Origin of the sequence: Cellulomonas sp. NPDC089187 (genome assembly GCF_040685135.1) — a bacterium.
Classification (GTDB): domain Bacteria; phylum Actinomycetota; class Actinomycetes; order Actinomycetales; family Cellulomonadaceae; genus Cellulomonas.
Genome location: NZ_JBFBHI010000001.1, coordinates 472576 through 495914 on the forward strand (window position 1 = coordinate 472576; position 23339 = coordinate 495914).

Sequence of the window (23339 nt, forward strand, 5' to 3'; positions counted from 1 at the left end):
GGCCCGACCGTGGCGACCCTGCGCAAGACGCTCCCGAAGGACTTCGCCGAGATCCTGCGCCGCGGTGACCTGGCCGAACAGATCGCGGTCTTCGACCGCTGCCGGATCGACGCGTACGACGGGTTCGACCGGCAGCCCGCCCTCGCCTTCCCGGACTGCTCCGAGGAGTTGACCCGGTGGCTGATCGAGCACGGTGCCGACGTCGACGCACCGGACCGGACCGGGAAGACACCGCTGATGCACCGAGCGGGACGGGGCAGCATCGAGGCGCTGCTCGCCGCCGGAGCCGAGGTGAATCCACCAGTGAAGTACGGCAAGCCCAGCCCGCTGGCGTCGGCGATGGCCGCCCACAACATCGACAACAGCCGACTGCTGATGGCCGCCGGGGCGGACCCGACCGGGTGGAGCGCCGCCCTGACCCGGGCGATCCAGCGCACGACCATGGCCGGTCTGACCCGCCTCGCGCCCTTTCTGCGCGCCATGATCGACTCTGGCGTCACCCTCACCGATCAGGCCCGCGCCATGGTGACCGACCTGGGCGAGCAGCTCGAGTTCTCCCGCGCCGACGATCCGGCGAATGTGGACGCCGAGGACGATGCCGCCATGGCCGAGATCTACCAGCTCACCGGGGTCACCCCCGTGCCCCGACGCCTGGTGCACGACGGCACCGCTGCGATCGTCGCGCAGGGCGACACCTGCCAGGAGCGATTCGACGATCTGTGGTCGCTGCTCGTGCCGGGCACCGGCGCAGCCGCCACCCTGCAGGGCGAGATCATCCGGGTCGCCGGACGGATCCGTGACGAGATCCTGCGCAACGGTGGCGGTAACTGGGACCGTGACTACCGCAGCATGCGCGAGGCACTGCCGCGCTACGCAGCGATGGGGACACCGTTGGCGGACGAGCAGATCGAGGAGCTGGCTCGCCTCGGCGCGATCCCCGCCGCGGACCTCGGCACCGGGGACGAGCTGGATCGGATGTGCGCCCTCGCAGTCGCCTGGGTGGAGCGCAACAGTCAGCCGATCCCGACCCCGGAGCGCACGTACCGTCGCTGACCGCCGGGGCATAGGGTCACCGCTGTGACTCAGCCGCGTCCCGTCCTCGTCCTGACCCATGCCGCGCATGAGGGTCCGGGACTGATCGCCCGGGCGCTCGACGGGGTGCCGCTGACCACCCGCACCATCGTCGACGACCCGTCCCCCGCACTGCCCGCCGTCGACGACCTGGCCGGGCTGGTGGTGATGGGTGGCCCGATGGATGCCGACGACGACCTGGGACACCCGGGGCTGACAGCGGAGCGTCGCCTGCTGTCCGAGGCGGTGGACGCCGACCTGCCCGTGCTCGGCATCTGCCTGGGCATGCAGCTGCTGGCGATGGCACTCGGCTCCACGCTGCATCGGCGGCACGGCACCCAGATCGGCTTCGGCGCGGTCGAGACCGTCGGATCAGACCCGGTGCTGGCTGCCCTCGGTCCCCGCCCCGTGGTGCTGCACTGGCACTCCGACGCGGTGGACCTGCCCGCGGGCGCGACACTGCTGGCCCGGGACGAGGTGACCCCGGTACAGGCGTTCCGCGTCGGGTCGGCGGTGGGGTTGCAGTTCCACCTGGAGGTCGAAACCACCCTGCTTGACCTGTGGTTGAACACCCCGGTGATGGTCGGCGAGTTGGAGCCGGAGGAGGCGGCGGCGATCCGGCTGGGATCGCGGCAGCATCTGGCGACATTGCGGCCCGGGGCGGACCTGGGGCTGGCGGCCTTCGCGGCTCAAGTGCGGGAGCGGGTGTGAGCAGCACCGATGCGGCTGCCCCCGGCTACGGAGCCGACGCCCCCGAGCCGATGCACCCCCGTGCTCCCGGCCCGATCTGGTCCACGGCCTCCGCAAGCCCTCCCGGCCCCGAGGCGGCTGCCCACCGCCCACCAGCCGCTGCCCTGGACGACCTGCTCGCGCTCTGCGACCGCCGCCCGATCTGGTCGCCCGAACCCCGGAGCGCCTTCGGGAGCAACGCCACCATCCGCCGATCCGCCGTTCTGGTGCTGTTCGGGGTCCTCGACGCCCGCCCGGCGGACACCCCGCACCCGGTGGTGGCCGCCGATCTGGATGTGCTGCTCACCCGCCGCTCCCCCACCCTCAGCCACCACCCCGGGCAGGTCGCGTTCCCCGGCGGCGGCATCGACCCGGAGGACGCCGGACCCGAGGCGGCCGCCCTGCGCGAATCCGCCGAAGAGGCCGGTGTCGAGCCCTCTGGTGTCCGCGTGCTCGGCACCCTGCCGGAGCTGCCGGTGACCGCGTCCAACAACCTGGTCACCCCCGTGCTCGGTTGGTGGGACCGCCCGCACCGGGTCGCCGCCGCCGACCCGGCCGAGACCGTGGATGTCTTCCGGGTGCCGGTGGCCGACCTGATCGATCCGGGCCGCCGGGTGACCGCGGTGATCGAGCACCAGGGCCGGGAGTACCGCGGACCGGCATTCGAGGTCGAGCGCGGCATCCTGGTGTGGGGGTTCACCGCCTTCGTGCTGGACCGGCTGCTTGATGCGCTCGGCTGGGCGGTTGCCTGGGACCCCGAGCGCACCGTGCCCGCACCGATCTGACCGCCCGACCCGCGCGTCCCACCACACGCACCCGCGCGCGACCGCGCGCGACCGCCCGCCCAGCGCCCCAGCGCCCCGGCCCCGCACGCCCGCCCGCCCCACACCGGCCCACCGGCGCACCGCCCGCTCAGCGCCCACACTGACCTGCGGACCGCCCACCGCCCACCGAGGGTGCACTTTCTGAGCCGCATTTCGCCCGTTTCGCCTCAACAACTGACACATCGATGGAGGTCCCGTGCCCACCCGCCCCGCCGCAGAAGTCGAGATCACCCCGGATCTGGTGCGCGACCTGCTGCGCGCGCAGCACCCGGATTTGGCCGGACTCGCACTCGGTCCCGCTGTGGACGGATGGGACAACGTGACCATGCCGCTGGGTGACGAGCTCGCGGTGCGGCTCCCCCGGCGCGTGCAGGGCGTCGACCCGATCCGCCACGAGCAGCGCTGGCTCCCGGTCCTGGCCGCGCACTGCCCGCTGCCGATCCCGACCCCACTGCGCACCGGATCGCCCACCGACACCTACCCCTGGCCGTGGAGCATCGTCCCGTGGTTCACCGGTCAGATCGCCGCCGAGCAGCCGGTTGCCGAGCGAACCTCCTGGGCCACCGCGCTGGCCGATGCCCTCTCCGGTCTGCACGCCATGGACGCCCCCGCCGACGCCCCGCTCAACCCGGTGCGCGGCGGAGAGCTCCGCGCCCGGGAGTCCGCGCTGCTCGACCGGCTGACCCACGTGCCGGTCGACCCCGAGCCGGTGCTGGCTCTCTGGCAGCGGGCCGTCACCGCACCCGCCTGGCCGCACGCCCCGCGGTGGCTGCACGGCGACCCACACCCGGCGAACCTGCTGGTCCGCGACGGCAGGCTCGCCGCCCTGCTCGACTTCGGTGACATGACCGGTGGCGATCCGGCCTGTGACCTCGCCACCGCCTGGCTGACCTTCGACGCCGAGGGCCGGGCCGCATTCCGCGACCGGATCGGTGACCACGACGACCCGGCGCTGTGGACCCGGGCCGCAGGCTGGGCGCTGGTCATGGCGTCGGCGATGTGCGCCCACTCCGAGGACGACCCGGTCATCGGTCCGATCGGGCGGCATGCAATCGCCCAGCTGTTGGACTGATCCCGTTTAGGCTGGCCAGATGGATGCACCCGAGGATTTGCGACTGCGTGCCGAGTTGACCGCGCTGACCGACCGGGACACATCCACGGCCATGCGGCTGCTGAAGGAGCTGTCGAGCCAGTCCGCCAACGTCCCGGTCGACGAGCTCGCCCGGTGGCTGGTCCTGCCCGGGACCATCGACGCGGCCTGCGGCCTCCTCGCGACGAGCACGGACCCCGGCGCGGACGACCTGATCCACGACCTTCTGACCCGGGCACCGGCCGAGACCCACCCGACCCTGCTTTGCGTGGCCTTGCGCCGCGGCGACCGCACGGCGACCCCGCGCGCGCTGGAGCTGCTGCGCCATCCGTCACCGACTCAGACCGGGCAGCTCGCCAGTCTGATCACCGCCCTCGGCCGGTGGGGTGACCGGAGCGCTGCTCCCGCGCTGCGGGATCTGGTCGCCACAGCTAGCCCCGCCCTGCTGTTCCACCTGAACACGGCCCTGTTCCGACTCACCGGACGCAGCCCGGTACCCACCGACGACATGGACACACTCCGCCGGTGGTGGGCTGAGGCGGATCTCGACACCGTACCCGCCCCCCAGGTGGATCGCTCGATCCACAACGACCGCGACGCGGACCTGGTGATCACCGATGGGCGGGCTGCCTTCGCCCTGGACACCACCGATCCGGGACCGAGCTCCCCCTGGCCGATCTGGACCTTCGCCTGGACCATGTCCGGCGAGGAGATCTACCACGTGGGCAGCGTCTGCGGGACGTGCGAGGTCTTCCTGGAACGCACCGGTTGGGCACCGGAGCAGGCCGTCCAGCTCGCGCGCACCGTCGCCACCGCCGTGACTGACGTCCCCGCGGTCACCGATGGGCTGATCGACGCTCTCATCCCCGTGCTCGGCGGGCTCGCGTCCGGGCAGGTCCACCTGCGGCTACGCGACACTCCCCTGCGTCCGGTCCGCACCTGGGAGGACACCTGGTTCACCACCACCCGCCCCGCCCCAGACCCGGACGCACCCTCCGGCCCGCTCGACGCCACGTACTACGTCCTCGACGCCCACCGTCCGCTGATCCTCGCCCCCACCCAACCCGACGACGTCCTCGACCCCGACACCGTGCGGGCCTACGCCGAGCGCATCGCCTCCGGGGAACGTCCCGCCGTGGTGGCCGCCGCGCACGCTGCCACCCGCACGATCATCGGGTGGGGCCAGTATGAGGACCGCGACGAGCGGTCCGTCACCGCACTGATCGTGGACGGGCACCACAAGCTCGCCGCCTACGCCCGCCTTGGCATTCCCGCCCGCGTCATCTGGCTGTGCGACCTCAGCTGGTCTCTGTCGGACGAGCCGGAGACGGTGTTCGCCGAGCTCCTGGACTGAGCGGCCAGCCGCGCTCGCTTACTGACCGCCAACGTCCGGCTGGCCGCGCGATAGTGCCGGAAGGTGTACAGCAGCGGACGCCACTGCTCGGGGAGGAACCGTGCGGTCTCCGGGTCGACCAGCTCGGAGTGGACGTGCACATGCAGCACCTTGGCCTCGACGATCCAGAAGTGTCCCGCCTGCGCCCGGGTCTCCCGCAGCACCCGTCCCTCGATCTGCATCGGGCACTCCGCGATCCGCGGTACGTCCACATCCAGGCTCGGCACCTCGGTCAACCCGGTCGTGGCGAACTTGTCCGGGTCGTAGTCCGGTCGCACCGCACGCGTGTCCAGATCGGGGTGCAGGCCGGTGCTCTCGGCCATCGCCTCGGCAGCCGGCCACAGCGACTCCCCCGCGACGTTCACCACCACGTCGCCGCCCGCTGCCAGGTTCATCCCGGTGCGCGAGCCGCAGGACACCCCGAGCACCATCGTGTCCCCGAGCGTCCACATGGAGGAGAACGGCGCCAGATTGACCTGGCCCTCCGGGGAGCGCGTGGTGACGAACAGCACCGGGTTGCCGAGGTAGAGCACATCCGGTCGGGTCTCAATCGTGTCTGTCGTCGTCATGGCATCGGACGGTAGGCAGGTCGATGTTCGGCCCGGACCGAACCGACATCGGGCACCATGATCGGGTGCTCACCACCTGGACCGCCTGCGCGCCGGGCCCCGACCCGACCGTCGTCGCCGGAGCTCTGGCCGACCGCACCCGCGCCGCGGTGTGCATGCTCCTGATGGATGGTCGAGCCTGGACCGCATCGGAGCTGGCCCGCCGCACGGACGTCGCCCGCTCCACCATGACCGAGCACCTGCACCGCCTGGTCGACTCCGGTCTACTGACCGAGGAGCACCAGGGACGCCACCGCTACGTGCGACTGTCCGGACCCGATGCCGCCGCCCTGATCGAGACCCTGTGCGGCTGGTCCCCCACACCCGAACTCGCGAGCACACACCGCGCCCCTCCCGGCTGGGAGCACGCCCGCACCTGCTACGACCACCTGGCCGGCCGCCTCGGTGTCAGCCTGCACCGGGCACTGCTCCAGGCCGGCCGACTCTCCGTGGACGGCCCGACACTGACCGCCGCAGGCCGCGACTGGCTCGACACCCTCGGCATCGACCTACCCACCGGCTCCCGACCCGAAGCCCGTGCCTGCGTGGACTGGACCGAACGGCGACCGCATCTGGCCGGATCACTCGGTGCCGCGCTGCTCCGGCACGCCTGCGACCACTCCTGGCTGGCGCGACGCGAGGGGCGACGACTTGTGGTCACCCGCACCGGCCACGACGGCCTGCACCGGGTGTACGGCATCGACCCCGACGACCTGGGCACCCGGCACGACTGACCGGCATGCTGTCCGCATGGCCGACGCCCCCAAGACCACGCCCACCGACGCGGACCCCGCACGCGTTCCTCGCCACGGTCACCCCGGACCGCCGCCGACACGACGCCGAACGGGTCCTCGACCTGATGGAGCGGATCATCGCCGCGTCCTGGCGGGCCGCCACCGCCTGACACATGACGACGCCCCGGCCCCCACCGGGGAGGACCGGGGCGTCGCCCGTCAGCGCGTCAGGCCGCGACCAGCGACCGCAGCACGTACTGCAGGATCCCGCCGTTGCGGTAGTAGTCCGCCTCGCCCGGGGTGTCGATCCGGACCACCGCGTCGAACTCCACCGTCGACCCATCCGCCTTGGTGGCCTTCACCGCGACCGTGCGCGGGGTCGCGCCGGAGTTCAGCGCCTCAATGCCGGTGATGTCGAAGGTCTCGGTGCCGTCCAGACCCAGCGAGTCCGCGGACTCCCCGGCCGGGAACTGCAACGGGAGCACGCCCATGCCGATCAGGTTTGAGCGGTGGATCCGCTCGAAGGACTCGGTGATGACCGCCTTCACGCCCAGCAGCGCGGTGCCCTTGGCCGCCCAGTCGCGGGACGAGCCAGAGCCGTACTCCTTGCCACCGAGGATGACCAGCGGCACGGACGCCTCGGCGTAGGCCTGTGCGGCGTCGTAGATCGAGGTCTGCTCGCCGGTCAGGTGGTTGACGGTGTAGCCGCCCTCGACGCCGGGCACCAGCTGGTTGCGCAGCCGGATGTTGGCGAAGGTGCCGCGGATCATCACCTCGTGATTGCCACGACGGGAACCGTAGGAGTTGAAGTCCCGGCGCTCGACCCCGTGCTCGGCCAGGTAGACACCGGCGGGGCTGTCGGCCTTGATCGACCCGGCGGGGCTGATGTGGTCGGTGGTGACCGAGTCGCCGAGCTTGGCCAGCACCCGGGCACCGGTCACGTCGGACACCGGCGACGGCTCGGCGGCCATCCCGTCGAAGTACGGGGGCTTGCGAACGTAGGTCGACTCGCCGTCCCAGGCGAAGGTGTCGCCCTCCGGGGTGTCCAGTGCGCGCCACCGGTCGTCCCCGGCGAAGACGTCGGCGTAGTCGGCCTCGAACATCGACCGGTCGATGCTGGCGTCGATGGTGGCCTGCACCTCCTCCGGCGTGGGCCAGATGTCCCGCAGGAACACCTCGGTGCCCGCGTCGTCGGTGCCCAGCGGCTGGGTCTCGAAGTCGAAGTCCATCGTCCCGGCCAGCGCGTAGGCGATCACCAGCGGCGGCGAGGCGAGGTAGTTCATCTTCACGTCCGGGTTGATCCGGCCCTCGAAGTTCCGGTTGCCGGAGAGCACGGACACCACGGACAGGTCGTGCTCGTTGACGACGTCGGAGACCTCCTGTGGCAGCGGACCGGAGTTGCCGATGCAGGTGGCGCAGCCGTAGCCGACCAGGTGGAAGCCGAGCTTCTCCAGGTACGGCCAGAGCCCGGCCTTCTCGTAGTAGTTGGTGACGACCTGCGACCCGGGGGCCATCGAGGTCTTGACCCACGGCTGCGAGGACAGTCCGCGCTCGACGGCCTTCTTGGCCAGCAGGGCCGCGGCCAGCATCACCGACGGGTTGGAGGTGTTGGTGCAGGAGGTGATCGAGGCGATCACGACCGCGCCGTGGTCCAGCTCGGTCTGGGTGCCGGAGGCGAGGGTCACCGGCACCCGCTTGTGCGGACGACGGGCGGAGTCACCGTGCACGTGCACCGGGGCATCCGACTCATCGGTGTGCTCACCGGCGGCGATCGGGTCGGAGGCCGGGAAGGTCTCGTCCACCGACTCGTCCAGACCGGTCAGCTGCTTGAACGGCGCGGCCTCGGAGTCCGACACGTAGTCCAGGATCGTCCCGGCGAAGGACTCCTTGGCGTCGGAAAGCTCGATCCGGTCCTGCGGGCGCTTCGGGCCGGCGATGGACGGCACCACCGTCGACAGGTCCAGCTCCAGGTACTCGGAGTACACCGGCTCGCGGGAGGCGTCGTGCCACAGGCCCTGCTCCTTGGCGTAAGCCTCGACCAGCGCCAGCTGCTGCTCGGAGCGTCCGGTCAGCCGCAGGTAGTCGATGGTCACGTCGTCGATCGGGAAGATCGCACAGGTGGAGCCGAACTCCGGGGACATGTTGCCGATGGTGGCGCGGTTGGCCAGCGGCACCGCCGCCACCCCGTCGCCGTAGAACTCGACGAACTTGCCGACCACACCGTGCTGGCGCAGCTGCTCGGTGATGGTGAGCACCACGTCGGTGGCGGTCACGCAGGAGGGGATCTGGCCGGTCAGCTTGAAGCCGACCACCCGGGGGATCAGCATCGACACCGGCTGACCGAGCATGGCCGCCTCGGCCTCGATGCCGCCGACGCCCCAGCCCAGCACACCCAGGCCGTTGACCATGGTGGTGTGCGAGTCGGTGCCCACACAGGTGTCCGGGTAGGCGCGCAGCACGCCGTCCACCTCACGGGTCATGATGCCGCGGGCCAGGTACTCGATGTTGACCTGGTGCACGATGCCGGTGCCGGGCGGAACCACCTTGAAGTCGTCGAAGGCGGTCTGGCCCCAGCGCAGGAACTGGTAGCGCTCGTGGTTGCGCTGGTACTCGATCTCCACGTTGCGCGCGAAGGCGTCCCGCCGACCGAAGACGTCGATCTGCACCGAGTGGTCGATCACCAGCTCGGCGGGAGCCAGCGGGTTGATGCGGGTCGGGTCGCCGCCCAGGTCGGCCATCGCCTCGCGCATGGTGGCCAGGTCGACGACGCAGGGCACGCCGGTGAAGTCCTGCATGATCACGCGGGCCGGGGTGAACTGGATCTCGGTGTCCGGCTCGGCCTGCGGGTCCCAGGCGGCCAGCGCCCGGATGTGGTCGGCGGTGATGTTGGCACCGTCTTCGGTGCGCAGCAGGTTCTCCGCGAGGATCTTCAGGCTGTACGGCAACCGCTCGACACCCTCGACGGCATCGAGCCGGAAGATCTCGTACGTGTCGTCCGCGACCTGAAGCCGGGCCCTCGACCCAAAGCTGTCGACACTGGACACAGTGACTCCTCACATGGCGAGTGGGTCCGCTGGGGGGCGACCCGAATATCTTGACGTCAAGATACATCCTACCCTGACGGCGCGCCGCATCGAGATGACAGAAACCGACGCACCTGCGGGCACTCAGCGTCGGTTTCTGTCATCTCGGTGGGTTACTCGGCGGCGCCCTCGCGAGTCTCGGCGGCGCGGCGCTCGCGTTCGACCGCCTTGGCGTGCTGGCGGGGGTCGTAGTCGGGGGTGCCCTGCTTGTGCAGCTCCTCGGTCGCCCGGCGGCTGGCCTCCGCCACGCGACGGGTGGCCTCGGCGGCGGACTCGTGCTGATCGGTCATGGCGCGCTCCTCGGACTCGTGGCCAGGGCCCACCCCGGCCGGTCCGACCACGCTAGACCGCGCCGCAGCTCAGCGCGCGAGCACCGCCACCGCCTCCACATGGTGGGTCATCGGGAACAGGTCATAGCCCCGCACATCCTGGAGCTGATACCCCTCCTCGCCCAGGTAGGCCACATCCCGGGCGAGCGCCGCCGGGTCACAGGCCACGTAGACGATCCGGCCCGGGTCCAGCGCCGCGACCGCCTGCACGACCTCCCGTCCGGCACCGACCCGCGGCGGGTCCAGGACCACCGCGTCCACCCCGTCCAGCACACCGAGCGACCCGAGCACCGCGCCCACATCGCCCTGGTGCAGCTCGATCTGCGGCCGGTCGTGCGCGTTGCGACGGGCGTCCTTCACCGCGCGGGCATCACCCTCGACCGCGACCACCCGGCCAGAGGTCCCCACCCGGTCAGCCAAAGGCAGGCTGAACAGTCCCGCGCCGGAGAACAGGTCCAGCACCGTCGAGGCCTCGCCGACCCCGGACAGCACCGCGTCGACCAGCGCACCCGGTGCCTGCCGGTGCACCTGCCAGAAACCCTCGGCGGCCACCCGGTACTGCCAGTCCCCCACCACCTCACGCACCGCGTTGCGTGCGTTCGGCCGCGGGTCGGCCTTGCCCTTGCGCAGGTCGAAGGGCTGCCCCTCCACCAACACCAGCGGCGCATCACCACCAGCCGGGGCCACCGCGTCCACGGTCACCCCCGCCGACCAGCGCCGGTCCAACAGACCCAGCCCGGCCAGCTCCTCGCTCATCAACGGCATCGAGTCCAACGCCAGCACCTGGTGCGAGCGGAATTTCCGCATGCCCAGTCGCCCCTCGGCATCCGCCACGAAGGACACCCGGGTGCGCCACCCCAGACCGTCGTCACCGGGCATGCCGTCCACCGGCACCTCCCGATCGATCCGCGCCAACCGGGACAGCTGCTCGGTGAGCACCGCGGACTTCCACGCCCGCTGCGCATCCAGTCGGACATGCGCCAACTCACCACCGCCGACCCCGCCCGGACCGGCCTCCGGCCACACCGACTCCACCCGGTCCGCGGAGGCGTCCAGCACCTCGACCGCGTCCGCGCGCCAGAACTTCGGACCGGTCTCGGTCACCCGCGCCCGCACCCGTTCGCCGGGCAACGTGTGCCGGACAAAGACCACCCGCCCGTCGGCCATCCGCGCCACACAGTGCCCGCCGTGGGCGACCGGCCCGACCTCCAGCTCGATCAGCTCGGTCGGCAGCGGCTCGGTGGCGACCTTGCGCCTCGTGGGCTGCGTGCGCCTAGAGACCCCGGCTCGTCGTCCTGCGGACATGCTCCTCCATCCCGGTCTGCCCCTGAGTCGACGACAGTTGCCAGGGCACCGACGCCACCACCACACCGGGGGTGAACAGCAGGCGACCCTTCAACCGCAGGGCACTCTGGTTGTGCAGCAGCTGCTCCCACCAGTGCCCGACGACGTACTCGGGGATGTACACGACAACCAGATCCCGCGGGCTCTCCCGACGGATCGATCGCACATAGGTGATCACCGGCCGAGTGATCTCCCGGAACGGCGAATCCAGCACCCGCAAGGGCACCGGCAGGTCCATCTTCTCCCACTGCTCGCGCAGCTCGGTCGCATCCTCCCCATCCACGGCCACGGTCAGCGCCTCCAACACCTGCGGGCGCGAGGCCCGGGCGTAGGCGATGGCCCGCATGGTCGGGCGGTGCAGATGCGACACCAACACGATGGCATGCACCCGGCTGGGCAGCGCCTTCGCGGCGGCCTCGTCGTCCAGGGCCAGCTCATCGCGCACCGTGTCGTAGTGCTTGCGGATCGCCCGCATCACGATGAACACGATGACCATCGCCAGGATCGCGATCCAGGCACCGTGGGTGAACTTGGTCAGCAGCACGATCAGCAGCACCGTCGCCGTCATCCCGAAGCCGATCGCGTTGATCACCCGCGACCGAGTCATCTGCTTGCGCCGCTTCGGGTCCGGCTCGGTGCGCAGTTCACGGGTCCAGTGCTTGATCATCCCCAACTGGGACAGCGTGAAGGACACGAACACCCCGACGATGTACAGCTGGATCAGCCGGGTGACCTGCGCATCGAAGGCCACAATCAGTGCGATCGCACCGGCGGCCAACGTGATGATGCCGTTGCTGAACGCCAACCGGTCACCGCGCGTGTGCAGCTGCCGGGGCAGGAACCCGTCCTTGGCCAGGATCGACCCCAGCACCGGGAACCCGTTGAACGCGGTGTTCGCTGCCAGCACCAGGATCAGACCGGTCACCACCGCCACCAGATAGAACGCCGGCGGGAAGCTGTGGAAGATCGTCTGCGCCAGCTGCCCGATCACCGGGTCCTGCACATAGTCCTCGCCGACCAGTTGCCCGTCCGGGCCCATCAGCTGGGTGTGTGGATCCTCCACGTAGTGCACGCCGGTCACCCGGGCCAGCATCAGGATCGACATCATCAGGAACACCGACAGGCAGCCGAGCATCAGCAGCGTCGTCGCCGCGTTCTTCGACTTCGGCTTCTTGAACGAGGGCACCCCGTTGCTGATCGCCTCCACACCGGTCAGCGCTGCCGACCCGGACGCGAACGCCCGCAACACCAGGAACGCCCCCGCGACCCCGACCAGCCCCTGCTCCATCCCGTCCTGCGGCACGATGGTCAGGTCCGCGCTCTCCGCCATCTGCAGCTTGCCAGTCAGGTACTGCACGAAGCCGAAGACCGCCGTGCCACCCACCGCCAGCATGTACAGGTACACCGGCAGCGCGAACGCCCGGCCCGACTCCCGCACCCCGCGGAGATTCGCAATCGTCAGCAGCACCACGATGCACACCGCGAACAGCGCCTCATGCCCGCGCAACGCCGGGATCGCCGCCGCCGCGTACTGCGTCCCCGACGACACCGACACCGCCACCGTCAGCACGTAGTCCACCAGCAACGCGGACGCGACCGTCACCCCTGCCTTCGGCCCGAGGTTCACCGTGGCGACCTCGTAGTCGCCACCGCCGCTCGGGTAGGCGTGCACGTTCTGCCGATACGACGCGATCACGGTCACCATGACCACGACCACCGCCAACCCCACCCACGGCGAGATCACCGTCGCCCCGACGCCGGCCAGCGCCAGGGTCAGCAGCACCTCATCCGGGGCATAGGCCACCGACGACAGGGCGTCCGACGCGAAGATCGGCAGAGCGATCCGCTTGGGCAGCAGGGTGTGCCCCAGGTTCTCGCTGCGGACCGGTCGGCCCAGCAGCAAGCGTTTGGCGGCATCAGCGAGGTCCGGCACGAGGGTTCATGCTAGGCCCGTGCGGGGGCTACCGCGCACGGACCTTCGGGACTCGGCGTGCATACGACGCCCGGACCCACCGCACCCGGCCCGGACGGTATAGCGTCCTGCCTCGTGCACTTCGTCATCATGGGCTGTGGCCGCGCCGGTGCCACCCTCGCGCAGTCGTTGGAGAGCCACGGCCACTCAGTCGCCGTGATCGATCAGAACCCGGATTCGTTCCGCCGGTTGGACGCCGACTTCGGCGGGTCCAAGGTGACCGGGTTGGGCTTCGACCGCGATGTGCTGCGGCAGGCCGGGATCGACGACGCCTTCGGCTTCGCGGCGGTGGCCGACGGGGACAACTCGAACATCCTGGCCGCCCGGGTGGCCCGGGAGACCTTCGGGGTGGACAACGTGGTGGCCCGGATCTACGACCCGCACCGCGCGGAGATCTACCAGCGGTTGGGCATCCCGACCGTGGCGACCGTGCGCTGGACCGCCGATCAGGTGCTGCGCCGTCTGCTGCCGATGGGTGCCACCAACCAGTTCTCCGACGCCTCCGGGCAGATCGTGCTGGCCGAGATGGATGTGCACCCGGAGTGGCGGGGCAAGCCGTTGCGGGTGCTGGAGGAGGCCACCGGTGCCCGGGTGGCGTATCTGACCCGCTATGGCGACGGTCTGCTGCCGGACGCCCAGACTGTGTTGCAGGAGAACGACATCGTGCATCTGCTGATGCGGACCGACGATCAGGCCGCTGTGGAGCGTGCGATCACTGCGGCGCCGGAGGTGTCGGCATGAGGGTCGTAATCGCGGGCGCGGGGTCGGTGGGCCGGTCGATCGCCAAGGAGCTGTTGGCCAATGACAACGAGGTCACCCTGATCGACCGTCAGCCAACGGCGATGCGGGTCGCGCAGGTGGCGGACGCGGACTGGATCCTGGCGGACGCCTGTGAGCTGTCGACGCTGTCCGAGGCGCGGGTGGACGAGTGCGACGTGGTGGTCGCCGCCACCGGTGATGACAAGGCCAATCTGGTGATCTCGCTGCTGGCCAAGACTGAGTACGGCGTGCCGCGCACGGTGGCCCGGGTGAACAACCCGAAGAACGAGTGGATGTTCGACGAGGCGTGGGGCGTCGACGTGGCGGTGTCCACGCCGCGGATCATGACGGCGATGATCGAGGAGGCCGTGTCGGTCGGTGACCTGGTGCGGATCTTCACGTTCCACCAGTCCGGGGCGGACATCCTGGAGCTGACCCTGCCGGAGGATTCGCCGCTGGTGGGGTCGCTGGTGGGTCAGATCGGTTGGCCGGCGGACACGGTGCTGTCCTGCATCGTGCGGGACACCCGGCCGTTCACGCCGACTGCGGATGACACCTTGGAGGGGCGGGACGAGCTGCTGTTCGTCACGGGTCCTGACGGGTCGGAGCAGGAGTTGGCCGCGCTGCTGTCGTCCCGCGCACCAGGATCCAACTGAGCCAGAGCACCAGGGCGGTCAAGGGCACGCCCATGACGAGTTTCGCGGTGCCCAGCCAACCGACCTGATCGGCCCAGTAGAGCGGTGCCTGCACCAGCAGGCGGGCGGCGAACATCCCGACCCACACCCAGCTGGCGATGGCGAATCGCCGACGCAGCACCCGGTCCGTGCGCCACGCGACCGCCCCGGCCCACGACCCGCCCTCGTTGAGGGGGCCCTCGGGCCGGAACAGTCCGAGCACCAGACCGACCAGCGGCCAGCCGATCACGATCGACACCAGGAACGCGGCGAGATACCCGACGTTCACCAGTAGGCCCCAGGCGAAGTAGTCGCTGGCCTCGCCGGTGCGCCACGCCCAGATCACACCGATGCCGACCCCGAGCACGCCGGAGAACGCCTGGGTGAGCGGACTGCGCTGGATCAGCCGGATGATCACGGCCAGGACGGCACAGGCCGCCGCTGCGATCAGTGCGGGTGTCAGCCGTTGACCGCTCGCCACAAAGACCACCACGAACAGCAGGCCCGGCGCGACCGACTCGATGGCACCGCGCCACCCACCGACGGCGTCTTCCAGCGAGAACGTCTCCCCTGAGATGGCCCGGATGCCCGAGCGGGTCTCCTCGCTCACTCGCCCGGCCGGGGACGCAGCTCGTAGCGGGGGTTGAACATGGACCGCCGACCCTCGCGGGTGCAGACCATGCCCTCGACCTTCATCCGCCGTCCCGGCTCGACCCCGGCGATCTCCCGCCGTCCGAGCCAGACCAGCTGGACGGTGCCGGAGCCGTCGTAGAGCTCGGCCTCCAGCGCGGGCACGCCCTCACGCGGGCGGAGCACCACTGAGCGCAGCACACCAGCCATCTTGACCCGGGTGCGCTCGGGGGCGTTACCCACCGGGGTGCACCCGGCTGCGCGCACCGCGTCGGCGCGTTCCTCATCCGCCTCGATCTCGTCCTGCGAGGCGACCGCCTTGCGCAGGGCATCGCGCAGCGTCATGTCAACGGATCTCCGTGATCTCCGGGCCCCGGGTCAGCGGGTCGAACGAGGGGGTCTCCTCAGCACCGTCAGCGGGCTGCGCCTTCTGCACCCCGTCGGCCTGATTGGGCAGGGTGAGGGCGAGCAGGTCGCGGGGCGGGCGGGCCTGACCGTCACGGACCACCACGGTGCGGCGGTACAGGTCCTCGACGGCGGTGGCGGCCTCAGGGTCGACGGCGGCGCGGCCGGTGACCACACCGCGCAGGAACCAGCGCGGACCGTCCACCCCGATGAACCGGGCCGGACGGTGCCCGGTGCGGCCCTCCGGGGTGCGCACGGGCAGTCGGGCGAGCAGCTCCCGACCGAAGGGGCCCGGTAGGTCGTCCACCGAGCCGCCCTGTTTGGTGACGGAGGCGGCGATCTCCTCGCGGATCTCGTCCCAGATGCCGTCGGTGCGCGGCGCGGCGAAGGCCTGCATCTGCAACGTCGACTCGCCCAGGGTCACCGCCACCCCGGTCACGGTGTTGGTCTTCTTGTCGATCTCCATCCGCAGCGCCATCCCGGGGATGCCGGGCAGACGCAGCGCACCAAGGTCGATCCGCGGACCGGCGGGCACATCCTCGGTGGAGTCCCAGGGGCCGGCGGCACGGTCGGGGACGACAATGCCGGTGTCCTCGTCACCCTCGACGGTCGTGCTGTCCTCGGTGACCTCGTCGGTCGCCTCGGTCGGCTCGATCTCCTGCTCGGCGGTGCGATCCTTCGCACCGCGCCGGAATAGCGCCACCTGTGCGTACCTTTCCCGGCGGTCCCCCGCCATGTCCGTCGACCGTCCGCAGATCACGGCACGATCACGTCTCACAGTAGTCCGGTCGGTCCTGCGGGCCTAGTCCGCCGGGGTGTCCAGCACCGGTTCGCTGGCCCGGTGCCCACCGGAGGACCCGAATCCCCCGGTGCCGCGCACCGACTCGGGCAGCTCGTCCACCTCCTGGAAGGCCGCCAGCTCCACCCGCTGAATCACCAGCTGGGCGATCCGGTCCCCACGATGCAGCACGATGGAGGTGCGCGGATCGGTGTTCAGCAGCGTCACCTGGATCTCTCCGCGGTACCCGGCGTCGACGGTGCCCGGGGCGTTCACGATGGTCAGGCCGTGTTTGGCGGCCATGCCGGAGCGCGGGTGCACGAAGGCGGCGTACCCCTCCGGCAGGGCGATGGCAATCCCGGTGGGGACAGTCGCGCGCTCCCCCGGTTCCAGGATCAAGTCGATCCGGGTGACCAGATCGGCACCCGCATCACCGGGTTTGGCGTAGGACGGGAGCGGCACCTCCTCGTCCAGGCGGCGCAGCAGGATGTCCACGGTGGGTTCGCTCACGGGCACCGGACCCTACCCTGGTCGGGTGCAGCCCTCGACGCCCTCCCCTGTGACCCCTCGCTTCACCGAGCGCCTGTGGCCCGGCCCGGTGGGCTGGATCGTCGCGCTCGGTCTGGCGGCGATGTTCGGGATCGCCTTCGTCCCGGTGTCCCCGGTCGCAGGCGGGGTCGCGGCGGCGGTCGCACTGGTCGCGGCGGTGAGCATGGTGCTGGTCGCCGCCACCCGGGTGAGCGTCGTCGATGGGGAGCTGCACGCCGGGTCGGCGCACATTCCGGTGGAGTTCCTGGCCGACGCCGAGGCGCTTGATCCCACCGCCACCCGGGCCGCGCTCGGCACCGAGCTGGACGCCCGGACCTACCTCTGCCTGCGCGGGTGGGTGCGAACCGCTGTGCGGGTGCGGGTCACCGACCCGGCCGACCCGACACCGTTCTGGGTGGTCTCGACCCGGCGTCCGCACGCCCTGGTCGAGGCGCTGGGGTTGCCGGTGTCCCCGGATGCGCCCCACGCTGAGCTGCCGTAGCCGAGCGCGGCCCGCACACGACGACGCCGACCACTCCCGCGAGGGGAACGGCCGGCGTCGTGGGTCGTGTCGGTCAGGCGGCGCACTCGGTGCAGACCGGCTGACCGTTCTTCTCGTAGGCCAGCTGGCTGCGGTGGTGGACCAGGAAGCACTTGGTGCAGGTGAACTCGTCGGCCTGGCGCGGCAGCACCCGAACCGAGAGCTCCTCGCCGGACAGGTCCGCACCGGGGAGTTCGAATCCCTCCGCCGCTTCGGTCTCGTCCTCGTCCACCACGCCCGAGTTCTTGTCGGTGCGCCGAGCCTGGAGTTCCTGCAGCGAGTCCTCGCTGAGGTCCTCCTCGGTCTTGCGCGGGGCGTCGTAGTCGGTTGCCATGGGGTGAGTCACGCTCCGAATGGTCGAGGTGTCAGGGGGTGATGCGGGATCAAGCAACCGAGGGTTCTGTTTGTTCCCGACGGCGCTGGATTGTGCCTCATTTCAGGTGCGAACGCACCCCTGTTCAGGGTCGTGTCCGCTCAGGGCTGATCCTCAGGTCAGCCGTCCTGGTCCGCATGCCAGCCCGCGAGCGCGTCGGACAGCTCGTCCACCGTCCGCGCCGGACCGGCCACTGTCATCGCCAGTCCCGCCGCCGCACCGCGCAGACCGGTGACCACACCGCCGGCCTCGCGCACGATCAGCTGCCCGGCCGCGAGGTCCCACGGGTTGAGCCCCCGCTCGAAGTAGACATCCAGTGAGCCCTCGGCGATCCGGCACAGATCGAGCGCCGCCGACCCGATCCGCCGGATATCGCGCACCCGGGGCAGCAACTCGGCCAGCACCCGGGCCTGCGCGGTCCGGCGCTCGACGGTGTACCCGAAGCCGGTGCCGACCAGGCTGGTGGCCAGCGGCCGCGCGGCGTTCACCCGCAGTGGCTGCCCGTCACGGGTCGCGCCAAGACCGTGCCCGGCGGTGTAGGTGACCCCCGAGGACACCGCGTGCACCGCCCCGGCCACCGGGGTCCAGTGCGCCGGGTCCGGTTCACCGGCGACCAGCCCGACCGAGATCGCGTAGGCCGGGATGCCGTAGAGGTAGTTGACGGTGCCGTCGATCGGGTCCAGCACCCAGGTCAGTCCGGAGCTGCCCGGCAGCAGACCGTCCTCCTCGCCGAGGATGCCGTCCTGCGGGCGGTGCTCGGCGATCAGGGCGCGCAAGTGCGCCTCGGAAGCCAGGTCCATCGCGGTGACCGGGTCGACCTCGCTGGATTTGGTGGCGGCCACATCCACCCGGTCCGGACGCCCGTCACGGACCAGCGCCCCGGCGGAGCGGGCCAGACGTTCGGCGAAGGCACGCAGCGCGGCGATCTGGTCGGGGTCGGGCAGAACAGCAGCGGTGGAGGTCACCCGTCCATCTTGCCCCGGCCACCGCGCATCGCGTGCAGCCAGCGGCGCAGCTGGCTGGTGGCCGCCTCGCTGGGTTCCCGCACGGGGGTCTGCTCCACTGCGCGCTTCTCCCCCGCGACCCGGCGACGCCCACCGCTGGATCCGTCGCCGCCACCACGCCCCAGGCGCAGCGCACGGGAGGCGGACAGCGACGGTGCGCGACTGGGCCGCGGCCGGTTGGACCGGTCCGGGGCGGCCAGCGCCGTGGGGGCCTCCAACCGGAACCGCAGGGACACCAGCCGCACCACGGCGATGGCCACCGCCACGGTGACCTCCACCGCCACATTCAGGGCACCAGTCATCGACGCCAGGGTCAGTGCCGCCGCACCCAGCACACTGGGCACCGCGTAGAGCTCACGATGACTGAAGACGATCGGCACGTCACCGGTGAGCAGGTCGCGCAGGATGCCACCCCCGATCCCCGTGATCACCCCGGCGAAGACCGCCGCCATCGGCCCGACGCCGTACTGCAGCGCCTTGACCGTGCCCGCGGCGGTGAACAGACCGAGCGCCGCCGCATCGAGCACCAGCACCGGACGTCGCACCTTGCTCATCCCGAAGTGCAGCGCCCAGGTCACCAGTCCGGCCGCGCACGCCGTGGCCACATAGGGCCAGGACGAGATGCCCACCGGCGGGATCGCCCCGATCAGCACGTCACGCATCAAACCGCCGCCGAGCCCGGCCACCCAGGCCAGCACGATGATCCCGAAGATGTCGAAGCTCTTGCGGACCGCGGCCAGCCCGCCGGACAGCGCACACAGGAAGACACCCAACAGCTCGAGGGGCATCTGGCCGGGCAGTGCAAGGTCCACAACCCGCATTCTTCCAGTCGGCCGGCTCGATCCGGACCGGGCGTGTCGTCACGATCCGGGCGCGCCTCCCGGGCATCGTGGACTCCGGATGGCACCCTCGTCGGCGAGGATGGGAGATGTGATGGCTGAGCTGGAGCTGGTCGGGCTGCACGAGGACGGGGAACACCTGGTCCTGGCGGCGGCCGACGGACAGCGCTACCTCCTGCCCATCGACGACCCGCTGCGCGCGGCGGTCCGTCGGGATCGGCCGCAGCTGGAGCAGATCCGAGCCGAACGCTCGGGTGCACCCAGCCCCCGGGAGATCCAGGCGCGGGTCCGTGCCGGGCAGTCGGCGGAGCAGATCGCCGACGAGTCCGGTCTGTCGGTGGAGCATGTGCGCCGGTTCGAGGGCCCGGTGATCGCCGAGCGCGAGTACCTGGCGCAGCAGGCCCGGTCCACCCGGGTCGGACGCGATGCCGGGGCACCGGAGTTGGGTGACCTGGTGGTCGACCGCCTCGCCTCGCGCGGGGTCGACGCCGAGAGCATCGTCTGGGACGCCTTCCGTTCCCCGGGTGCGGAGTGGACCGTGCTGGTGCGCTTCGACCTGGACGGCGACCGCCGAGAGGCGCGGTGGAGCTTCGACCCGACCGCCCGCTCCGTGCGCGCCGAGGAGGACGAGGCGCGTTGGCTGTCCGAGACCGAGATCGATGAGGGCCCGCTCAATCGTCGCCGTCACCTGTCCGCGGTCCGGGATGTGGCCTTCGAGGTGGACGCCGACGAGTCGATCCGCCCGGTGCTGGCCGCCGTGGACGGACCCCGCGACCCGGAACCGGAGCCGGAACCCGCCGACCCGACCCAGGATCTGTTGGACGATCTGCGTGCCCGCCGGGGCCAGCGTCAGACCCTGGATGTCGAGGAGGAGGACGAGGACGGATTTGACGGCTTCGGCCCGCAGACCGCCTTCGACTTCGGGCTGACCGAGCCGGCCGCACCGGCGCAGCCGGAGCACTCCGAGGCCCCCGGCGCGCACCCGGAGGACGCCGACCACGAGGCGCAGGCTCGGATCTACCCGGTGCCCGCGTCCGCGACGCAGACCCGACCCGAGGCCATCGCGGAGCACCCGGCGCAGGGTGCCCCCGCCAAGGACGAGTCCAAGCCCAAGTCGCGTCGTGGCCGGGCCAAGGTGCCGAGCTGGGACGAGATCGTCTTCGGCGCGAAGCCGGAGTAGCCCCCGCAGCCCAGCTGTTCCGAGTAGCCCAGCGGTTCAGTCGTTCAGCAAGCCCAGCGTCTGCGGTGAGATCGCCGCCGCACCGGAGACGGTGGCAGTGATCCGCTGCCGGTGGTGGCGACGGCACAGCACCTCATAGCTGACCGCGTCCGGCTCCTGCACCGGGTCGTCGTCGCTGCCGGTAATGTCCCCGATCACCACCTGCTCGCCCTCCACCACCATCACCCCGTGCACGGTGCGGGCGTTGTGGGTGGCCCGGGCACCGCACCAGCACAGGGCCTGGACCTGCAATGACTCCACCCGGTCGGCGAGTTCCAGCATCCGTGCCGATCCCGGGAACAGCTGCGCCCGGAAGTCCGTGGTGATCCCGAAGGCGTAGACGTCGACCTTGAGCTCGTCGACCACATCGGCCAACTGGTCGACCTGCTGCGCGGAGTAGAACTGAGCCTCGTCGCAGATCAAGAAGTCCACCGCCCGTCCCCGGGTGCGGCGGTCGACCACCTCGGCCCAGAAGTCGGTGTCGTCGTGCACCTCATTGGCGGCCACGGACAGGCCGAGCCGGGAGGACAGTCGGGCTTCCCCCGCACGGTCGTTGCGCACCCAGAGCACGCCGTCGCGGCCGCGGGCCTCATGGTTGTGGTGCATCTGCAACGCCAGCGTGGACTTGCCGCAGTCCATGGTCCCGCAGAAGAAGACGAGTTCGGCCATCTCAGCCCTGCCAGATCAGGAGCGGCACGCGCAGCTCGGTGGACGTTAACGACCCGTGCACGCCGATCAGCTCCAGCGAGGCAGGGGTCTGGGTGCGGGAGTCGGCCACAGTGGCGCGGCCCGCGGTGGCGACCACCAGATCGCCGATCACCGGCAGGACGTGGTCGGCGACGGTGCCGAACAGCCCGGCTCCCACCGCCTCGTCCCGGGTGAGCACCACGCCGTGGCGGCCCAGGGTCTCCTGCCACCGGCTCTGCACGGCCTCAGGGTCGGCGTCGGGGTCCAGGTGCAGGTGCAGCGCCCGCGGCTCGCCGGAGGTCAACGGCACCCCGGCGGACAGGGCGGGGTCGTTGGCCACATCCCAGCGCAGATCCGGGTCGACATCCACCATGCCGTGATCGGCGGTGATCAGCAGGGTGGTGTCCGGGGGCACAATCCGGGCCAACCGGGCCAGCTCGCCGTCCAGGGCGGACAGCGCATCACCCCACTGCCAGGAGCCCCAGCCGTGGTGGTGCCCGGTCTTGTCGACATCGCCCCAGTACAGGTAGACCAGCCCGGGTTGACGCAGCAGGCGCGCGGCGGCGTCCACCCGCTCGGAGAGCTGCTCGGCGGCGTGGTGCTCACCCCCGCGCAACGCGGCCTCGGTCAGCCCCGACCCGTGGAATTTGCGTGGCCCCACCGAGGTGACCGCTACCCCGGCGTCGACCAGGGCCTGGAACACGGTGGGCTCACGCTGCCACTGCGCGGCGGCCGGCAGGCCGGTCCAGGACACCAGGTTGCCCAGCCCGCCACTGTTCGGATTGCGCACGGTGTAGCCGAGCATCGCGGTACGCCCGGGGACGGTGCCGGTGCCGAAGGAGCCCATCGAGGCCGCGGTGGTGGACGGGTAGCCGACCTGGATCGCCTTGGACCCGGCCAGCAGTGACCGCAGGAAGGGCGCGTGCCCGGAGCGTTCGGCCAGGTTCTCCTGCCCCAAGCCGTCCACCAGCACCACACAGACCCGCTCGGCGCGCGGCAGGCCGAACTGATCCCGTCGCCGGGCACCGTCGGCCACCTCGACGCCGAGCACAGCCGCCGCAGCGGGCAGCACACCGGACAGCGAGCGCCCCCGGTAGTCCGGCAGCATCAGTCCGGAGCGCTCCAGTCGGCCGCGGACCTGATCGCGCAAGCTCATCGGTGGCCGCTGGCGGCGGACAGGCGTCGGGCGAAGCTCACCGCCTCGCGCACCGCCTCCGCACCCTCGGCGACCGCACTCACCCGGACCACCACGTCATCGGGGGTGATCGAGCCGGTCATGCCGTGGTCGGCCTCGCAGTTCGGGTCGGCGCAGTGCGCGGGTTCCAGGTCGACCCGGGAGACCGCGCCCCAGCCGATCGCCAGGGTCAGCTCCGCCGGGCCTTCGCCGCCGCGGTAGGACTCGGGGGCACCGATCAGGTGGGTCAGCGCCACCGAGCGCAGTTCGGCCAGCGGCACCGATTCGGTGGTGGCGGCCGCACTGGCGGAGGGGTGCTCGGAGTCCGCGGGGTGGTCGTCCACATGCGCCACGATCAGGCGGGTCGCGGTCAGCGCAAGCACGGTGACGTGGCGGCGGACCTCGGCCGCGTCGAAGGTGGTCTCGGGGTGGACCAGGTGGGCGAGGACGGGCTCATCGGCGAGTGCGACATCCAGCACGTCGGCGACCAGATCCGGGTAGTACCCCGCGCGGTCCAGGTCGCGGCGGAGCTCGGTAGACAGGGCAGGCAC

The 23339-nt window shown here is 71.2% G+C and carries 26 protein-coding genes; 11 read left to right on the forward strand and 15 right to left on the reverse strand.

The genetic code is table 11. The features are described 5' to 3' along the window. Positions 1-9 precede the first annotated feature (9 nt). The 5 genes from AB0N78_RS02270 (at position 10) to AB0N78_RS02290 (ending at position 5068) form a co-directional block, all read left to right on the forward strand. Entirely contained in the window at positions 10-1053 is a 1044-nt protein-coding gene (locus AB0N78_RS02270; protein WP_363385282.1) for an ankyrin repeat domain-containing protein, read from the forward strand. 24 nt (positions 1054-1077) lie between these two features. Then, positions 1078-1782: a type 1 glutamine amidotransferase gene (locus tag AB0N78_RS02275; protein WP_363385285.1), complete on the forward strand. Its 705-nt coding sequence runs from the start codon at positions 1078-1080 to the stop codon at positions 1780-1782. Further along, positions 1779-2585 carry a CoA pyrophosphatase gene (locus AB0N78_RS02280; RefSeq protein WP_363385288.1) on the forward strand — a complete coding sequence of 269 codons (807 nt, stop codon included), beginning with the start codon at positions 1779-1781 and terminating at the stop codon, positions 2583-2585. Before AB0N78_RS02275 ends, AB0N78_RS02280 begins: the two co-directional genes overlap by 4 nt. A gap of 235 nt (positions 2586-2820) precedes the next feature. Further along, positions 2821-3696 carry an aminoglycoside phosphotransferase family protein gene (locus tag AB0N78_RS02285; protein ID WP_363385291.1) on the forward strand — a complete coding sequence of 292 codons (876 nt, stop codon included), beginning with the start codon at positions 2821-2823 and terminating at the stop codon, positions 3694-3696. A 19-nt stretch (positions 3697-3715) separates the two neighbouring features. After that, the gene (locus AB0N78_RS02290) at positions 3716-5068 is read left to right on the forward strand and encodes a hypothetical protein (protein ID WP_363385293.1); all 1353 of its coding nucleotides are present in this window, start codon (positions 3716-3718) and stop codon (positions 5066-5068) included. Here AB0N78_RS02290 and AB0N78_RS02295 read toward each other — a convergent pair. Next, the gene (locus AB0N78_RS02295; RefSeq protein ID WP_363385296.1) at positions 4966-5676 is read right to left on the reverse strand and encodes a flavin reductase family protein; all 711 of its coding nucleotides are present in this window, start codon (positions 5674-5676) and stop codon (positions 4966-4968) included. The two genes, AB0N78_RS02290 and AB0N78_RS02295, sit on opposite strands and share 103 nt — an antisense overlap. Before the next feature lie 65 nt (positions 5677-5741). Between AB0N78_RS02295 and AB0N78_RS02300 the strand changes: the two genes are divergently transcribed. Next, entirely contained in the window at positions 5742-6449 is a 708-nt protein-coding gene (locus AB0N78_RS02300; RefSeq protein WP_363385299.1) for a helix-turn-helix domain-containing protein, read from the forward strand. Between the two features lie 5 nt (positions 6450-6454). After that, positions 6455-6619 carry a hypothetical protein gene (locus AB0N78_RS02305; protein WP_363385302.1) on the forward strand — a complete coding sequence of 55 codons (165 nt, stop codon included), beginning with the start codon at positions 6455-6457 and terminating at the stop codon, positions 6617-6619. Positions 6620-6676: 57 nt separating this feature from the next. Here the strand turns inward: AB0N78_RS02305 and AB0N78_RS02310 are convergent, their stop codons facing one another. The 4 genes from AB0N78_RS02310 to AB0N78_RS02325 all read right to left on the reverse strand — a co-directional run bounded on the left by AB0N78_RS02310 (position 6677) and on the right by AB0N78_RS02325 (position 13138). After that, positions 6677-9493, reverse strand: coding sequence for an aconitate hydratase (locus AB0N78_RS02310; protein WP_363385305.1), 2817 nt, complete (start codon positions 9491-9493; stop codon positions 6677-6679). 152 nt (positions 9494-9645) lie between these two features. Beyond that, a complete protein-coding gene (locus AB0N78_RS02315) occupies positions 9646-9822 on the reverse strand; it encodes a translation initiation factor 2 (protein WP_363385308.1) in 177 nt (58 codons plus the stop codon). 69 nt (positions 9823-9891) lie between these two features. Further along, positions 9892-11166, reverse strand: a complete 1275-nt coding sequence (locus AB0N78_RS02320; protein WP_363385311.1) for a TRAM domain-containing protein — start codon at positions 11164-11166, stop codon at positions 9892-9894. After that, a complete protein-coding gene (locus AB0N78_RS02325; protein ID WP_363385314.1) occupies positions 11135-13138 on the reverse strand; it encodes an APC family permease in 2004 nt (667 codons plus the stop codon). The genes AB0N78_RS02320 and AB0N78_RS02325 overlap by 32 nt, the downstream gene beginning before the upstream one ends. A gap of 129 nt (positions 13139-13267) precedes the next feature. On the opposite strand from AB0N78_RS02325, the gene AB0N78_RS02330 reads away from it, so the two are divergent. Together AB0N78_RS02330 and AB0N78_RS02335 are read left to right on the forward strand one after the other, a co-directional pair. Beyond that, complete coding sequence (locus AB0N78_RS02330; protein WP_363386219.1) at positions 13268-13918, forward strand: TrkA family potassium uptake protein; 651 nt, start codon at positions 13268-13270, stop codon at positions 13916-13918. Further along, on the forward strand, positions 13915-14592 hold the full coding sequence (locus tag AB0N78_RS02335) for a TrkA family potassium uptake protein (protein ID WP_363385317.1): 678 nt from the start codon (positions 13915-13917) through the stop codon (positions 14590-14592). The genes AB0N78_RS02330 and AB0N78_RS02335 overlap by 4 nt, the downstream gene beginning before the upstream one ends. On the opposite strand, the gene AB0N78_RS02340 is transcribed toward AB0N78_RS02335, so the two are convergent. From AB0N78_RS02340 to dut, 4 genes are all read right to left on the reverse strand, one after another. Next, positions 14522-15220: a DUF3159 domain-containing protein gene (locus AB0N78_RS02340; protein WP_363385319.1), complete on the reverse strand. Its 699-nt coding sequence runs from the start codon at positions 15218-15220 to the stop codon at positions 14522-14524. The genes AB0N78_RS02335 and AB0N78_RS02340 overlap by 71 nt on opposite strands. Then, positions 15217-15585: an OB-fold nucleic acid binding domain-containing protein gene (locus tag AB0N78_RS02345; protein ID WP_363385322.1), complete on the reverse strand. Its 369-nt coding sequence runs from the start codon at positions 15583-15585 to the stop codon at positions 15217-15219. The genes AB0N78_RS02340 and AB0N78_RS02345 overlap by 4 nt, the downstream gene beginning before the upstream one ends. 1 nt (position 15586) lies before the next feature. Beyond that, the gene (locus AB0N78_RS02350) at positions 15587-16381 is read right to left on the reverse strand and encodes a DUF3710 domain-containing protein (RefSeq protein ID WP_363385325.1); all 795 of its coding nucleotides are present in this window, start codon (positions 16379-16381) and stop codon (positions 15587-15589) included. Between the two features lie 66 nt (positions 16382-16447). Beyond that, entirely contained in the window at positions 16448-16933 is a 486-nt protein-coding gene (gene dut, locus AB0N78_RS02355) for a dUTP diphosphatase (RefSeq protein WP_363385328.1), read from the reverse strand. Positions 16934-16982: 49 nt separating this feature from the next. On the opposite strand from dut, the gene AB0N78_RS02360 reads away from it, so the two are divergent. Then, positions 16983-17453: a DUF3093 domain-containing protein gene (locus tag AB0N78_RS02360; protein ID WP_363385331.1), complete on the forward strand. Its 471-nt coding sequence runs from the start codon at positions 16983-16985 to the stop codon at positions 17451-17453. A gap of 73 nt (positions 17454-17526) precedes the next feature. Here the strand turns inward: AB0N78_RS02360 and AB0N78_RS02365 are convergent, their stop codons facing one another. From AB0N78_RS02365 to AB0N78_RS02375, 3 genes are all read right to left on the reverse strand, one after another. After that, a complete protein-coding gene (locus AB0N78_RS02365; RefSeq protein WP_363386221.1) occupies positions 17527-17826 on the reverse strand; it encodes a DUF4193 domain-containing protein in 300 nt (99 codons plus the stop codon). Positions 17827-17984: 158 nt separating this feature from the next. Continuing rightward, positions 17985-18830, reverse strand: a complete 846-nt coding sequence (locus AB0N78_RS02370) for an inositol monophosphatase family protein (RefSeq protein ID WP_363385333.1) — start codon at positions 18828-18830, stop codon at positions 17985-17987. Further along, positions 18827-19681, reverse strand: a complete 855-nt coding sequence (locus AB0N78_RS02375) for a TRIC cation channel family protein (protein WP_363385336.1) — start codon at positions 19679-19681, stop codon at positions 18827-18829. The genes AB0N78_RS02370 and AB0N78_RS02375 overlap by 4 nt, the downstream gene beginning before the upstream one ends. Positions 19682-19802: 121 nt before the next feature. Here AB0N78_RS02375 and sepH point away from each other — a divergent pair, with 121 nt between their 5' ends. After that, on the forward strand, positions 19803-20888 hold the full coding sequence (sepH, locus tag AB0N78_RS02380) for a septation protein SepH (RefSeq protein WP_363385339.1): 1086 nt from the start codon (positions 19803-19805) through the stop codon (positions 20886-20888). A 36-nt stretch (positions 20889-20924) separates the two neighbouring features. Here sepH and AB0N78_RS02385 read toward each other — a convergent pair whose 3' ends face one another. The 3 genes from AB0N78_RS02385 to AB0N78_RS02395 are packed head-to-tail and all read right to left on the reverse strand — an operon-like array spanning position 20925 to position 23339. Then, a complete protein-coding gene (locus AB0N78_RS02385; RefSeq protein WP_363385342.1) occupies positions 20925-21596 on the reverse strand; it encodes a thymidine kinase in 672 nt (223 codons plus the stop codon). 1 nt (position 21597) lies between these two features. Continuing rightward, complete coding sequence (locus tag AB0N78_RS02390) at positions 21598-22770, reverse strand: nucleotide pyrophosphatase/phosphodiesterase family protein (protein ID WP_363385345.1); 1173 nt, start codon at positions 22768-22770, stop codon at positions 21598-21600. Beyond that, positions 22767-23339 carry a DUF5998 family protein gene (locus AB0N78_RS02395; RefSeq protein WP_363385348.1) on the reverse strand — a complete coding sequence of 191 codons (573 nt, stop codon included), beginning with the start codon at positions 23337-23339 and terminating at the stop codon, positions 22767-22769. The genes AB0N78_RS02390 and AB0N78_RS02395 overlap by 4 nt, the downstream gene beginning before the upstream one ends.